Annotated in this window: 13 protein-coding genes and 1 tRNA gene; 9 read left to right on the forward strand and 5 right to left on the reverse strand. The window is 66.8% G+C overall.

The genetic code is table 11. The annotated features are described in order from the left end of the window. The first annotated feature begins 31 nt into the window (after nucleotides 1-31). Complete coding sequence (gene hemN, locus ACSYS9_RS08005; RefSeq protein ID WP_071228518.1) at nucleotides 32-1,441, forward strand: oxygen-independent coproporphyrinogen III oxidase; 1,410 nt, start codon at nucleotides 32-34, stop codon at nucleotides 1,439-1,441. A 23-nt stretch (nucleotides 1,442-1,464) separates the two neighbouring features. Here the strand turns inward: hemN and ACSYS9_RS08010 are convergent. After that, nucleotides 1,465-1,551 (reverse strand) — tRNA-Leu (locus tag ACSYS9_RS08010). Between the two features lie 131 nt (nucleotides 1,552-1,682). Between ACSYS9_RS08010 and ACSYS9_RS08015 the strand changes: the two genes are divergently transcribed. The 4 genes from ACSYS9_RS08015 to ACSYS9_RS08030 all read left to right on the forward strand — a co-directional run bounded on the left by ACSYS9_RS08015 (nucleotide 1,683) and on the right by ACSYS9_RS08030 (nucleotide 5,846). Next, nucleotides 1,683-2,117 (forward strand): BLUF domain-containing protein, encoded by a 435-nt coding sequence (locus ACSYS9_RS08015; protein ID WP_032128935.1) that lies wholly within the window; start codon nucleotides 1,683-1,685, stop codon nucleotides 2,115-2,117. Nucleotides 2,118-2,259: 142 nt separating this feature from the next. Continuing rightward, a complete protein-coding gene (locus tag ACSYS9_RS08020) occupies nucleotides 2,260-3,546 on the forward strand; it encodes a nucleotide sugar dehydrogenase (RefSeq protein ID WP_049399955.1) in 1,287 nt (428 codons plus the stop codon). A gap of 55 nt (nucleotides 3,547-3,601) precedes the next feature. Further along, the gene (locus ACSYS9_RS08025; RefSeq protein WP_071228358.1) at nucleotides 3,602-5,224 is read left to right on the forward strand and encodes an FMN-binding glutamate synthase family protein; all 1,623 of its coding nucleotides are present in this window, start codon (nucleotides 3,602-3,604) and stop codon (nucleotides 5,222-5,224) included. Nucleotides 5,225-5,384: 160 nt separating this feature from the next. Further along, nucleotides 5,385-5,846, forward strand: a complete 462-nt coding sequence (locus tag ACSYS9_RS08030; protein WP_071228357.1) for a GNAT family N-acetyltransferase — start codon at nucleotides 5,385-5,387, stop codon at nucleotides 5,844-5,846. 108 nt (nucleotides 5,847-5,954) lie between these two features. Here the strand turns inward: ACSYS9_RS08030 and ACSYS9_RS08035 are convergent, their stop codons facing one another. Then, a complete protein-coding gene (locus ACSYS9_RS08035) occupies nucleotides 5,955-7,202 on the reverse strand; it encodes a TIGR03862 family flavoprotein (protein WP_071228356.1) in 1,248 nt (415 codons plus the stop codon). After that, the gene (locus ACSYS9_RS08040) at nucleotides 7,189-7,623 is read right to left on the reverse strand and encodes an FKBP-type peptidyl-prolyl cis-trans isomerase (RefSeq protein ID WP_049421508.1); all 435 of its coding nucleotides are present in this window, start codon (nucleotides 7,621-7,623) and stop codon (nucleotides 7,189-7,191) included. Before ACSYS9_RS08040 ends, ACSYS9_RS08035 begins: the two co-directional genes overlap by 14 nt. A 70-nt stretch (nucleotides 7,624-7,693) precedes the next feature. Here ACSYS9_RS08040 and ACSYS9_RS08045 point away from each other — a divergent pair, with 70 nt between their 5' ends. The 4 genes from ACSYS9_RS08045 to ACSYS9_RS08060 all read left to right on the forward strand — a co-directional run bounded on the left by ACSYS9_RS08045 (nucleotide 7,694) and on the right by ACSYS9_RS08060 (nucleotide 10,890). Further along, nucleotides 7,694-8,059: a DUF6164 family protein gene (locus tag ACSYS9_RS08045; RefSeq protein ID WP_032128940.1), complete on the forward strand. Its 366-nt coding sequence runs from the start codon at nucleotides 7,694-7,696 to the stop codon at nucleotides 8,057-8,059. A gap of 312 nt (nucleotides 8,060-8,371) precedes the next feature. Then, nucleotides 8,372-9,139 (forward strand): sulfurtransferase, encoded by a 768-nt coding sequence (locus ACSYS9_RS08050; RefSeq protein WP_049421507.1) that lies wholly within the window; start codon nucleotides 8,372-8,374, stop codon nucleotides 9,137-9,139. 189 nt (nucleotides 9,140-9,328) lie between these two features. Continuing rightward, nucleotides 9,329-10,324: an LLM class flavin-dependent oxidoreductase gene (locus ACSYS9_RS08055; RefSeq protein ID WP_049400370.1), complete on the forward strand. Its 996-nt coding sequence runs from the start codon at nucleotides 9,329-9,331 to the stop codon at nucleotides 10,322-10,324. Nucleotides 10,325-10,392: 68 nt separating this feature from the next. Beyond that, a complete protein-coding gene (locus ACSYS9_RS08060) occupies nucleotides 10,393-10,890 on the forward strand; it encodes a pyridoxamine 5'-phosphate oxidase family protein (protein WP_071229593.1) in 498 nt (165 codons plus the stop codon). 92 nt (nucleotides 10,891-10,982) lie between these two features. Here ACSYS9_RS08060 and ACSYS9_RS08065 read toward each other — a convergent pair whose 3' ends face one another. Both ACSYS9_RS08065 and ACSYS9_RS08070 read right to left on the reverse strand, forming a co-directional pair. Beyond that, entirely contained in the window at nucleotides 10,983-11,642 is a 660-nt protein-coding gene (locus ACSYS9_RS08065; protein WP_032128944.1) for an exopolysaccharide biosynthesis protein, read from the reverse strand. Continuing rightward, on the reverse strand, nucleotides 11,626-12,930 hold the full coding sequence (locus ACSYS9_RS08070; protein WP_071229594.1) for a hemolysin family protein: 1,305 nt from the start codon (nucleotides 12,928-12,930) through the stop codon (nucleotides 11,626-11,628). The genes ACSYS9_RS08065 and ACSYS9_RS08070 overlap by 17 nt, the downstream gene beginning before the upstream one ends. Nucleotides 12,931-13,043: the final 113 nt, after the last annotated feature.

A 13,043-nucleotide genomic window follows, 5' to 3' on the forward strand; every position in this document is an offset into this window, starting at 1 on the left:
GGCGCAGGCCGCCCGGCGCGATGCTGGCGGCATGGACACGTTCTCTCCCGCCGCTGGTGGCCTGGCCTGGACCTTCGACCCCGATCTTCTGCGTCGGCACGACCGGCCGGGCCCGCGCTACACCTCGTACCCGACCGCGCCGCATTTCCATGATGGCTTCGACGCGCCGGCACTGCGCCAGGCGATCGCCGACAGCAACCAGCTGGCCCGTGCGCTGTCGCTGTACGTGCATGTGCCGTTCTGTTCCAGCCCCTGCTTCTACTGCGGCTGCAACCGGGTGATCACCCGTGATCGCGGTCGTGGCCACAGCTACGTCTCACGCGTGCTGGCCGAGGCCGACCTGCTGGCGCCGCAGTTCGATGACGGCCGTGAGGTGATCCAGCTGCACCTGGGTGGTGGTACGCCGAACTTCCTTGATGCCGAAGCGATGACCACGCTGGTGGAAGGGTTGCGCCGGCGCTTCGATTTCAGTGATTCGCCGCAGCGCGATTTCTCGATCGAACTCGATCCGCGCTTCATCGACACCCGCGACGTCGCCATGCTGGCGCGGCTGGGATTCAACCGGGCCAGCCTGGGCGTGCAGGATTTCGATCCGCAGGTGCAGGAATCGATCAACCGCGTGCAGGGCGTGCAGCAGACGCTGGACATCCTGCGCGCCTGCCGCGACAGCGGCATGCGTTCGGTCAACGTCGACCTGATCTATGGGTTGCCGGGACAGAGCCTGGAAGGCTTCGGTCGCACCCTCGAGCTGGTGCTGGCGCTGCGCCCGGACCGCCTGGCGGTCTACGGCTACGCGCACCTGCCGCATCTGTTCCGCGCACAGAAGCAGATCGACGAAAGCCGCTTGCCGTCGCCGGAGGACAAGCTGGCGCTGCTGGGCCTGGCGGTGGAGAAGCTCTCCGCGGCGGGCTACCAGTACATCGGCATGGATCACTTTGCGTTGCCGGAAGAGGATCTGTCGCGCGCACAACGCGCCGGCCAGCTGCATCGCAACTTCATGGGCTATACCACCCACGCCGATACCGATCTGCTCGGCCTGGGCGTGAGTGCGATCAGCCACATCGGTGCCACCTACAGCCAGAATCCGCGCGACCTGCCGTCGTGGGAGGACGCGGTGGACCAGGGTCAGTTGCCGGTCTGGCGCGGCGTGGCGTTGAGTGCCGACGACCAGTTGCGCGCGGAACTGATCCAGCAGCTGATGTGCCAGGGCGAGGTGGATGGCGTGCTGCTGGGGCAGCGTCACGGCGTGGATTTCGAGCAGTACTTCGCCGAGGACCTGCGTTCGGTACAGAGGCTGCAGGAAGACGGCCTGGCCGAATACCGCGATGGCGTGGTGCACGCCAGTGAACCCGGGCGACCGCTGCTGCGGCTGCTGGCGATGTGCTTTGACCCGTATCTGCGTGCCGCGCACGAGCAACCACGTTATTCGCGGGCGATCTGAAAGCGGGACGTGCTGCGTGCGTGTGGTGCCCGGAGCCGGAATCGAACCGGCATGGGGTTGCCCCCGGCGGATTTTAAGTCCGATGCGTCTACCAGTTTCGCCATCCGGGCCTGCAGCGCGGCGCCGATTGTAGCCCACCTGCGGTTCCGCAACCGGATTGCATCATGGCCGCGGCGTGCTTAACTGTCGATCGCATTCATGTCATAGTCCCTGCCATCGTTCCCAGGGGGGGAGCCACCTGATGTCGCTGCACGCGATTGCCTATGCCAGTGAGGCCCGCGCCGATCTGCAGACAACCGATCTTGACCGCCTGCTGGCCGACGCCACGGCATTCAATCGTGTAGCCGGTGTCACCGGTGTGCTGATGTTCGACGGAGCGCGCTTCCTGCAGTATCTCGAGGGCCCGGAGGACGGCATCGATTCGGTGTTCCAGCGCATCCTCAATGCGCGCAGCCACGGGCAGCTGAAAGTGTTGTGCCGTGCCCCCGTGGTGCAGCGCGCATTTCCGCGCTGGTCGATGGGCACGCGGCGGATCGAACCGGAGCTGCTGGCACAGATCGTCGACGCCGCGTGGCCCGGCTTCCTGCTTGGCAGCGGTGGATTCGAGCGCCTGCTGCAGGCCTGGACCGGCGCAGACGGCGAACTGGAACCGGCCGCGGTGGCGTTGGGGTCCTGAGCCCGCCTTGGCGGCAGGGCGCCGGGGCCGGTAGGCTGTACCCTTTCTGGCGCAGGTTTTCCGGAGTGGTGCAGCAGATGAGTGTGTTGGCCGAGGCCATGGCAGCGTATGTGCGATCGCATCCGTTGCGCGGGATGTGCCGATGAGTGCGCCGGTAGCGGCGGCCAGCGCACCTCGGTTTGCGGTGATCGGCCTGGGCTACGTCGGCCTGCCGTTGGCGGTGGCGTTTGGCCGGCAGTGGCCGACGTTGGGTTTCGATATCGATGCCGGTCGCATCGCCGAGCTGCGCAACGGCCAGGACCACACGCTGGAAATGGAATCCGACGAACTGGCCAGTGCGCAGCTGCTGCAGTACGGCAGCGATCCGGCACTGCTCGATGCCTGCAACGTCTACATCGTCACCGTGCCGACCCCGATCGATGCTTACGAGCAGCCCGACCTGGAGCCCCTGCGTTCGGCGACACGGCTGATTGCCAGTCATCTTCGCGCCGGCGACCTGGTGATCTACGAGTCCACGGTCTACCCCGGTACCACCGAGGAAGTGTGCGTGCCGCTGCTGGAGCAGGGTTCGGGCCTGCGCTTCAACGAAGACTTCTATTGCGGCTACAGCCCGGAACGGGTCAGCCCCGGCGACCGCCAGCGGCGCCTGGCCGACATCCGCAAGATCACTTCCGGCTCGACAGCGGAAGTTGCTGCGGTGATTGATGGTCTGTACCAGCGCATCATCGCTGCCGGTACCTTCCCGGCACCGTCGATGCGGGTGGCCGAAGCGGCCAAGGTGGTCGAGAACATCCAGCGCGACGTCAACATTGCGCTGGTCAACGAGCTGGCCCTGATCTTCGACAGGCTGGGCATCGATACCCAGGACGTACTGGACGCCGCCGGCAGCAAGTGGAATTTCCTGCCGTTCCGGCCGGGGCTGGTCGGCGGCCATTGCATCGGCGTGGACCCGTACTATCTCCTGCACAAGTCCGAGAGCGTGGGCTATCACCCGGACCTGATCCACACCGCACGGCAGGTCAACAACCGCGTCGGCGAGCACGTGGCGGCGCGGGTGCTGGCGATGCTGGCCGAGCGTGGCCGTGCGCCGGCGGACGCACGCATCCTGGTGCTGGGCGTGACCTTCAAGGAGGATTGCCCGGACCTGCGCAACAGCCGCGCGCTGGAGCTGGCGCAACGCCTGCGCGATGCCGGTGCGCAGGTGGAGGTCAGCGACCCCTGGGTCGGCCCGGCGGCGTTGACCGGCGAGGGCCTGGATTGGCTGGCCGATCCCGGGGCGGGGTGTTATGACGCGGTGGTGCTGGCGGTGGCCCACGCCCGTTTCAAGGCGATGGATGAATCCGCAATCCGGGGGCTGCTGGCGCCGGGAGGCCTGGTCTACGACGTGAAATCGGCCTGGCCGCGCAACGTGGTTGACGATCGCTTGTAAGCCTTGGCAGCGGGCGGCGCGGTAGACTCGGGGGCAGTTGCAACCGAGGAAAGCCATGCACCGGTATATCGTCTACCTGCTCGCCATCCTGATGTTCCCGATATGCCTGTGGCTGGCCACGATCTGGCCGGCCTGGTATTGGGGCGTCGGCCTGACTGCCGCGATGGTGGCGCTGGGGACCTGGGACCTGCTGCAGAAGCGCAGCACGCTGCGCCGCAACTATCCGGTGATGGCGCACTTCCGCTACGGGCTGGAATCGATCGGCCCGGAGATCCGCCAGTACTTCGTGCAGAGCGACCTGGAAGACGTGCCGTTCTCGCGCCAGCAGCGTGCACTGATCTACCAGCGCGCCAAGAACGAGATGGACACGGTGCCGTTCGGCACCCTGCGCAGCACCTATGCGGTGGATTACGAGTGGATCAACCATTCGCTGGCACCGACCGCCATCGCCAGGCATGACTTCCGTGTGTTGATCGGCCCGAACTGTGCCAAGCCTTATTCGGCCAGCGTGTTCAACATCTCGGCGATGAGCTTCGGTTCGCTGTCGGCCAATGCCATCCGCGCGCTGAACGAAGGCGCACGCCGCGGTGGCTTCTATCACGACACCGGCGAAGGTTCGATCTCGCCCTACCACCGCGAGATGGGCGGCGACCTGGTGTGGGAGATCGGCTCGGGCTACTTCGGTTGCCGTGACGAGAAGGGCGGTTTCAGCGAGGAACGCTTCGTTGCCAATGCCACCCATGATCAGGTCAAGATGATCGAGATCAAGCTGTCGCAGGGCGCCAAGCCCGGCCACGGTGGCGTGCTGCCGGCGCCAAAGGTGACCGCCGAGATCTCGGTGACGCGTGGCGTGCCGATGGGTGTGGACTGCGTGTCACCGTCGCGTCACTCGGCGTTCTCGACGCCGGTCGAGCTGCTGCAGTTCGTTGCACGCCTGCGCGAGCTGTCCGGTGGCAAGCCGGTCGGTTTCAAGCTGGCCATCGGCCACCCGTGGGAGTGGTTCGGCATTGCCAAGGCGATGCAGGAAACCGGGCTGCTACCGGACTTCATCGTGGTCGACGGCGCCGAGGGTGGCACGGGGGCGGCACCGGCGGAGTTCGTCGACCATGTCGGCGTGCCGATGCACGAAGCGCTGCTGTTGGTGCACAACACCCTGGTCGGCCTGGATCTGCGCGATCGCATCCGCATCGGTGCGGCCGGCAAGATCACCAGCGCGTTCGACATCGCGCGGACCATCGCGCTGGGGGCTGACTGGTGCAATGCCGGCCGAGGCTTCATGTTCGCGCTGGGCTGCATCCAATCACTGAGCTGCCATACCGACAAGTGCCCGACCGGCATCGCGACCCAGGACCCGGCACGCTGGAAGCATCTGGATGCACCGGACAAGGCCACCCGTGTGTACAGTTACCACGAGCACACGCTGCACGCCCTGAAGGAGCTGCTGTGTGCGGCGGGCCTGAACGATCCTGCCGAGCTGGGGCCGGAGCACATCCTGCGCCGCGTCTCACCGGTGGAAATCCGTTCGCTGGCCTCGCTGTACCGCTACCTGGAACCAGGCGAACTGCTGCACAAGGTGCCCGACCATGCGGTGTTCCATGCGTTCTGGGCCGATGCACGCAGCGACTCGTTCCAGCCGCCGCCGAAGATCCAGGCGCTGCGCGCCAGCAAGTCGCGGTAACCGTTGCTGTAGCGTCGAGCCCTGCTCGACTGCCTTTCGATCAGGCGTCGAGATTAACGATTCTGTAGAGTCGAGTCTTGCTCGACTGCCTTTCAATCAGGCATCGCGCTGTTGGAACGAAGAACAGCCGAGCATGGGCTCGGCTCTACAAGGAGGCGTCATGCAGTTCAGGACCGGCACCATGGATGATGTGGCCAGGCTGTGGGCCCTGCGCACGCGCTGTGTGCGCGAGACCTGCAGCAGCCATTACCCTCCCGAGGTCATCGCGCCCTGGTCTGCCTCGCCACCGCCGCTGCAGTACGCGCGGCTGTTGTCGCAGGGGGGCTGCGTGGTGGCCGAGGACGGGCAGGGTGTCCTGCTCGGGTTCGGCGTGTTTGATACCGATGCCAACGAGGTTGATGCGTTGTTCGTCGATCCGGATCGCGGCGGCAAGGGCATCGGCCAGGCGCTGATGCAGCGCCTGCTGGCGATGGCCGATCGTGATCGTGAGGTAGTGCTGTCGGCCTCGCTCAACGCCGTGCCGTTCTATCAACGGCACGGGTTCATCAGCGTGCGCGAAGAGACCTATCCGCATCCCAGTGGCGTGGCGCTGGCCTCGGTGAGCATGCGCCGGCCGTGGTGATGTAGCGTCGGGCTTGCTCGATGTTTTTTGTAGAGTCGAGCCATGCTCGACTGCTCTATCGCCTGAATCAAAAGCAGTCGAGCATGGCTCGACTCTACAACGCGGGTGTCAACGCGCCGCCAGCCACCCGATCACGCCTTCCGCAGCACGCAGGCCACTGGCGTAGCACGCGGTCAGCAGGTAGCCACCTGTCGGCGCCTCCCAGTCCAGCATCTCGCCGGCACAGAACACGCCGGGCACTGCCCGCAGCATCAGGCCATCATCCAGCGCATCCAGGCGCACGCCACCGGCGGTGCTGATCACCTCGGCCATCGGCCGGGGGCGCAGCAGGCGCAGGGGCAGGCGCTTGAGCGTAGCTGCCACGGCAGGCAGGTCGTTGCCCGCTTCCTTGCCCAGCATCTCGAACACCAGTGCGGCTTTCACTGCATCCAGGCCGGCCTGGCGGCGCAGGTGCTCGCCGAAACTGCGACCCTTGCGCGGGCGTGACAGGTCGGCCAGCAGGCGTGCTTCATCGCGGCCCGGTACCAGGTCCAGCCACAGCATCGCGTGGCCATCGCGGTTGATGGTCTCGCGCAGGTCTGCGGCCAATGCGTAGATCAGGCTGCCTTCGATGCCGTACTCGCTGGCCACGCACTCGCCCTGCAGCGACTGCGGTTGTCCCGCCAGGTCCAGCCAGTGCGCGACCACCGGCTTCAACGGTGCGCCGGCATTGCGCTCGGCGAAGAACGGCGTCCAGTCCGCGTCGAAACCGCAGTTGGCCGACTGCAGCGGTGCGATATCCACGCCACGTGCCTGCAGTGGCGAGACCCAGGCGCCGTCGCTGCCCAGCTGCGGCCAGCTGCCGCCGCCCATGGCCAGCACGGTAGCATCGGCATGCACTTCAACGGCGCCGTCTTCGGTTTCAAATCGCAGGGCGCCGTCGTCGCTCCATCCGATCCAGCGGTGGTTGGCGTGCAGGCGCACACCCTGTTCTTTCAGGCGGCGCACCCAGCCGCGCAGCAGTGGGGCTGCCTTGCGGTCGACCGGGAACACGCGGCCGGAGCTGCCCACATAGGTCTCCACGCCAAAGCCGGCAGCCCAGTCGCGTAGCGCCTGCGCGTCGAAGCCGTCCAGCCAGCGTCCCACGGCAGAGGCCTGCTCGCGGTAGCGGCTGTCGAACAGCGGCCGCGGATCGGAATGGGTGAGGTTGAGCCCGCCCTTGCCGGCGATCAGGAACTTGCGGCCGGGCGAACCCTTGGCCTCGTACAGGTCCACGTCCATCCCAGCGGCGCGCAGGCGCTCGGCGGCGAACAGGCCGGCCGGGCCGCCGCCGATGACGGCGACCCGCAGAGACGTTGCGGTATTACGGTTTGACATCGAGCAGCTCGACATCGAAGACCAGCGACGAGCCGGCTGGGATCGGGCCAACCCGGCGGTCGCCGTAGCCGTAGTCCGGCGGGATCATCAGCGTGCGCTTGCCGCCGACCTTCATGCCGGCCACGCCCTCATCCCAGCCGCGGATGACCTGGCCGGCGCCGAGCGCAAAGGTGAACGGTTCGCCACGGCTGACCGAGCTGTCGAAGGTCTTGCCGTGCTTGGTTTCGGTGCGGTTGTCGTAGATCCAGCCGGTGTAGTGCACGGTCACCTTGTTGCCGGCAACGGCTTCGGCGCCGGTACCCGGGACGGTATCGATGCGCTCGAAGGTGGTCAGGGTGCCACCCGGCGGCGGGCCGGACGGTTCGGTCGAGCAGCCAACGGCGGCGAGGGACAGCAGCAGGGGAAGCAGCAGGCGGCGCATCGGGCGTCTCCGGAAGGGCGCAGGGCGAGGGCGGCAAGGGTAGCGCATCGGCGCCGGGTATCATGGGGCCATGGCAAAACTCCTGCTCAATCTGCGCAATGTCGGCGACGACGAATACGCCGATGTCTGCACGCTGCTCGACCAGCACGGCATCGCCTGGTATCGCACCGAACCCAGCCCCTGGGGCATTTCCAACGGCGGCCTGTGGCTGCGCGAGGACGCCGATCATCCGCGTGCAAAGGCGCTGATGGCCGAGTACCAGGCCGAACGCGGGCCGCGCATCCGTGCCGAGCGCGAGCAGGCGTTGCGCGAGGGGACGGCGGAGACCTTCGGCAGCCTGTTCCGGCGCCGGCCGGTATATGTGGTGCTGGTGCTGCTGGCGATGGCCGGTGCGGCGGCGCTGGTGCTGCTGCCGTTCGTGCTGTTGCGGGGGTAATGGGGCTTCTGGCCGGGTTGCACCCGGCACCCGCGGTAGTGCCGGCCGCTGGCCGGCAACAGCAACAGCAAGAGCAACAGCAACAGCAACAGCAACAGCTGGCATTCCGTGGGATGGCGTGGCGGTGTGGGCAGGCGGGGGACGGCAAAAACTGCTCCTGCGTGCCTCGTAGAGCGCCATCCATGGCGCTCTGCGCCCCCGCCTGCCCACACCGCCACGCCTCTGACAGGTTCATGAACTCTGTAGATCCACGCCATGCGTGGATGAACGTGAAAATCTGACCCTGGAGTGGTCTGGCGCTAAAATGGCGGGATGATCGCCAATACCGCTGCCTACCATTTCGCCGTCATCGACGCCCCCCAGGCCCTGTGCGACCAGCTGCTGGCGCGTGCCGAGGCGGCGCAGCTGCGCGGCACGATCCTGGTGGCGGGCGAGGGGTTGAACCTGTTCCTGGCCGGTGCGCCGGAGGCGGTCGAAAGTTTCTATGCGGCGCTGCATGCCGATGCGCGCTTTGCCGATATGCGGGTCAAGACCAGCCTGAGCGAGCATCAGCCGTTCGCGCGGCTGAAGGCCAAGGTGAAGGACGAGATCATCAGCTTCCGCCGTGATGACGGCCAGCCGCTGGAGTATCCGCGTGCACCGGCGGTCGATCCGGCTACCGTGCAGCGCTGGTTGCGGCAGGGGCATGATGACGCCGGCAAGCCGGTGGTCATGCTCGATACGCGCAATCTGCAGGAAGTGGAGTACGGCACCTTCAAGGATGCGCTGGTGCTGCCCATCCACAAGTTCACCGACCTGCCCGAGGCATTGGCGCCGCACCGCGAAGCGCTGAAGGACAGCACCGTGGTCAGTTTCTGCACCGGCGGCATCCGCTGCGAGAAGGCCGCGCTGTGGATGGTCAACGACGGCATGGACAACGTGCTGCAGCTCGACGGCGGCATCCTCGGCTACTTCGAGGAGGTGGGCGGCGAAGGTTACGAAGGCCGCTGCTTCGTGTTCGACGAGCGCGTAGCGCTGGATGCCGAGCTGAAACCAATGGTCGACCAGCCGCTGCCGGAGCCGCGCCCCAGCGCGTTCTGACGCTTCCTTGGTAGAGCCGGCGGCTGGCCGGCTGCCAGGGCAGGTTGCCTGCCGGCCAGCGGCCGGCACTACCGGATCAGCGCGGTCAGCCCTGAACCCGTCCCACGGGAATCAGCATCCCGCCACCGTCACTGGCCGCCGCGCCCGGCCGACCCCATGCATGGGGGATCCTGTGACGGAAAACTGCTGATGATCCCGTTGTCGATCCTTGACCTGGCCCCGGTCTGCGAGGGCAGTGACACCACCGCTGCCTTCGCCAACATGCTGGAACTGGCCCAGCACGCCGATGCGCTGGGCTACCGCCGCTACTGGCTGGCCGAACACCACAACATGCCCGGCATCGCCAGCGCGGCCACCGCCGTGCTGATCGGTCACGTGGCGGGTGGCACAAAGCGCATCCGCGTCGGTGCCGGCGGCATCATGCTGCCCAACCATGCGCCGCTGCAGGTGGCCGAGCAGTTCGGCACGCTCGCCTCGCTGTATCCGGACCGCATCGACCTCGGCCTGGGCCGTGCGCCGGGCACCGATCAGCCGACCGCGCGTGCACTGCGCCGCTACTTCGACAGCGCCGACCAGTTCCCGCAGGACGTGCGCGAGCTGCTGCATTACTTCGAACCGGTACAGCCCGGGCAGGCGGTGCAGGCGGTTCCGGGTGGTGGCCTGCGGGTGCCGACCTGGATCCTCGGTTCCAGCCTGTTCGGTGCGCGCATGGCCGCCTCGATGGGCCTGCCATACGCGTTCGCCTCGCACTTCGCACCGGACGTGATGGACGAAGCGCTGGCGGTGTACCGACGCGAGTTCCGCCCCTCGGCCACGCTGAAGCAGCCGCACGCGATGCTGGCCCTGAACGTCGTTGCCAGCGACAGCGAAGCCGAATCGCGGCGCCTGTTCACCAGCCAGCAGCAGAGTTTCGTGAACCTGCGTCGTGGCCGACCGGGCAAGATTCCGGCACCCATCGACGACATCGAGTCCTTCTGGGAGCCGCACGAAAAAGTGGGCGTGGAGCGGGCACTGGCCTGCACCGTGCTGGGGGATCCGCAGCAGGTGGCGGAAGGCATCGCCGCGTTTGTCGAGCGCCACAAGCCGGACGAGCTGATGCTCACCGCCAACCTGTATGACCACCGTGCGCGCCTGCGCTCGTTCGAACTGGCGATGCAGGCCTGGCACGCCCGCCACGCGGGCTGAACAATTGCGTCACGGCCCATTGCGGCCGAACCGCGTCTGATGGGGGCTCATATCGAAGGAGCCCCCACATGGCCGACACCCGCGCCGAACACATTGCCCAACTGGCAGAACTGATCAAGGACGTGGAGGTGGCGATGTTTACCACCACCGGCGTCGATGGCCGCCTCTACAGCCGGCCGTTGGCCACCCAGCAGGTCGCCTTCGACGGTGACCTGTGGTTCGTGATCACCGGCGACAGCCCCAAGGTGGCCGAGATCGCGCTCGACCCGCGGGTCAACGTGGCGTATGCCTCGCCCCCGAACAACACCTATGTGTCCGTGGCGGGGCGGGCACGCGTGGTCGATGATCGCGCGAAGATCGAGGAGCTGTGGTCACCGGCGATGAAGCTGTTCTTCCCCGGTGGCAAGGATGACCCCAACCTTCGCCTGATCCATGTGCGCGCCGACAGTGCCGAGTATTGGGACGGTCCGGGCACGCTGCTGGGCACAGCGCTGAGTTTCGTGCTGTCGGCAGTGCAGGACGAACCGGCGGCGCTGGCCGACAACGGTTTCATCGATCTTCGGTGATGACCGATGTCCGTTATTGGTAGTGCCGGCCGCTGGCCGGCAGCCCTGGAAACATGGCAGCCGGCCAGCGGCCGGCTCTACCGGATTCCGGCTCAGAACCAGCGCTGGAACAGTTCCACCGTATAGCCCACCAGCTGCCCCGAACTGAAACCGAAGAAGGCGATCGCCGCCAGCGCCGCGATCCAGTTGAACAGCATCAGTGCACCATCGCGTTCAAGCAGTGCCAGCGAGAACAGCAGCAGCTGGAAGCCGAACAGGAAGTTGGTGAAGGGAATCGGCAACGACAGCAGCAGGCCCAGCAACACCAGCAGCAGGCCGCTGAAGGCATGCGCCGGCAGCGGTGTCAGCAGCTGCGGCAGGCGCGGTTTCAGCATCTTGTCCAACCGCCGCAGCGGGCGGTCGATGCGGTCCAGGAAGCGGTGCATGGTGCCGCGCTTGGGCCCGCGGCGGGCGATGAAGCCGGGCAGCCACGGCCGGCGCAGGCAGAACAGCATCTGCAGGCCGATCAGGATCACCAGCGGGCCGCTGACCGCGCCGCCCATGCCCGGGATCGGGATGAACGATGGCAGGATCGCCACGAACAGGAACACGCCGAACGCGCTCTGCTGCAGGTTGCACAGGATCTGGCCGAGCGGCATGTGCTCGGCCGGGTCGCCGGAGGCGAACATCTCCAGCAGGGTGCGGATGCCCTCGTTACGGTAGGCCGGGCGCTCAACGCCCGGACCCTGGCCGGCCTCAGGCGGTGAGCTCATCGGCCTGCTCGTCGGACAGCGTGCGCAGCAGCAGCTTGTCCACCCGCGCACCATCCAGGTCGACCACCTCGAAGCGCCAGCCGGCCCAGTCGAAGTACTCGCCCGCGTGCGGGATGCGGCCGAAGTAGTGGATGCACATGCCGGCCAGCGTGTAGTAATCGCCATCCTCGGCATCGGGCAGATCGTTGCTGCCGATCAGCTCGCGCAGGTCCTCGATCGGCAGTGAGCCATCCACCAGCAGCGACCCGTCCTCACGGGTCACCACCAGCGCATCTTCGTCGGCGTTCTCCACCGCCTGCAGGCGGCCGACCACGGCGCCCATCAGGTCGCTGATGGTCACCAGGCCCTGGATTTCGCCGTACTCGTCCACCACCAGCGCCATCGACTGCTGTTCCTCGCGGAAGATCTCCAGCAGCTTCATCGCGTGGGTGGATTCAGACACGTACAGCGGTTCGCGCAGGGTCTGGAACAGCGCGTTGTCGCCACGCGCCATGCGTGTGGCCAGCGATTTCAGTTCCAGCACGCCGACCACGTCCATGTCGTTGTCGCGCAGCACCGGGTAGCGCGAGAACTCGTGCTCGGCCATGATTTCCAGGTTGCGCTCCAGCCCAGCCTGGGTATCCAGCCAGGCGATGCGGTTGCGCGGGGTCATCAGGCTGTCGGCGGTGCGGTCGCCCAGGCGCATGACGCGGTTCATCATGTCGCGCTCGTGGGCATCGATCACGCCGGCCTCGTGGCTTTCGGCGACCAGCATGCGGATCTCTTCTTCGGTCACCGAGGCGACTTCATCCTTGCCCAGGCCGAACAGGCGCAGCACCAGCTGGGTGGTCCTGGACAGCAGCCAGACGAAGGGCAGGGCGAGCTTGGCCAGCCAGCTCATCGGCATCGCGACCAGGCCGGCAATGGCCTCCGAACGGGTCAGCGCCAGGCGCTTGGGCACCAGTTCGCCGAAGATCAGCGTGATGAAGGTGATCAGGCTGACCGCCAGCGCGGTACCGATGTTGCCGGCATAGGCAAAGCCCGGCATCAGGCCCTGGATCCAGCCGGCGAAGGCTTCGCCCAGCGCTTCACCGCCGAGGTAGCCGGTCAGCACGCCGATCACGGTGATGCCGATCTGCACGGTGGACAGGAAGCTCTCCGGCTTCTCGGACAGCTCCAGCGCCTTGGCCGCGCGCTTGGAGGTGGCGGCCATCTGCTTCAGGCGGCTCTTGCGCGAGGTCATGACCGACATCTCGGACATGGCGAAGAAGCCGTTCAGCAGAACAAGCGCGAAGACAATCAGGATCATTTCAAACACGGGCGTCGTCCCCGGTTGGTGGCAGGGAGGGCGGGTGCTTGCGATGGCGGCAGGCGCTCAGGAACGGGGTCCGGCGCGGCGCTGGGGGATAAGGGTCGTCGTCC

The sequence above is a fragment of the Stenotrophomonas sp. STK17_22 genome (assembly GCF_051983905.1).
GTDB classification, from domain to species: Bacteria; Pseudomonadota; Gammaproteobacteria; order Xanthomonadales; family Xanthomonadaceae; genus Stenotrophomonas; species Stenotrophomonas maltophilia_A.

Excerpts from the sequence above, each read along its gene's own strand:
- hemN (WP_071228518.1), top strand. The coding sequence starts at position 32 with ATGGACACGTTCTCTCCCGCCGCTGGTGGCCTGGCCTGGACCTTCGAC.
- ACSYS9_RS08015 (WP_032128935.1), top strand. The coding sequence starts at position 1,683 with ATGTCGCTGCACGCGATTGCCTATGCCAGTGAGGCCCGCGCCGATCTG.
- ACSYS9_RS08020 (WP_049399955.1), top strand. The coding sequence starts at position 2,260 with ATGAGTGCGCCGGTAGCGGCGGCCAGCGCACCTCGGTTTGCGGTGATC.
- ACSYS9_RS08025 (WP_071228358.1), top strand. The coding sequence starts at position 3,602 with ATGCACCGGTATATCGTCTACCTGCTCGCCATCCTGATGTTCCCGATA.
- ACSYS9_RS08030 (WP_071228357.1), top strand. The coding sequence starts at position 5,385 with ATGCAGTTCAGGACCGGCACCATGGATGATGTGGCCAGGCTGTGGGCC.
- ACSYS9_RS08035 (WP_071228356.1), bottom strand. The coding sequence starts at position 7,202 with ATGTCAAACCGTAATACCGCAACGTCTCTGCGGGTCGCCGTCATCGGC.
- ACSYS9_RS08040 (WP_049421508.1), bottom strand. The coding sequence starts at position 7,623 with ATGCGCCGCCTGCTGCTTCCCCTGCTGCTGTCCCTCGCCGCCGTTGGC.
- ACSYS9_RS08045 (WP_032128940.1), top strand. The coding sequence starts at position 7,694 with ATGGCAAAACTCCTGCTCAATCTGCGCAATGTCGGCGACGACGAATAC.
- ACSYS9_RS08050 (WP_049421507.1), top strand. The coding sequence starts at position 8,372 with ATGATCGCCAATACCGCTGCCTACCATTTCGCCGTCATCGACGCCCCC.
- ACSYS9_RS08055 (WP_049400370.1), top strand. The coding sequence starts at position 9,329 with ATGATCCCGTTGTCGATCCTTGACCTGGCCCCGGTCTGCGAGGGCAGT.
- ACSYS9_RS08060 (WP_071229593.1), top strand. The coding sequence starts at position 10,393 with ATGGCCGACACCCGCGCCGAACACATTGCCCAACTGGCAGAACTGATC.
- ACSYS9_RS08065 (WP_032128944.1), bottom strand. The coding sequence starts at position 11,642 with ATGAGCTCACCGCCTGAGGCCGGCCAGGGTCCGGGCGTTGAGCGCCCG.
- ACSYS9_RS08070 (WP_071229594.1), bottom strand. The coding sequence starts at position 12,930 with ATGATCCTGATTGTCTTCGCGCTTGTTCTGCTGAACGGCTTCTTCGCC.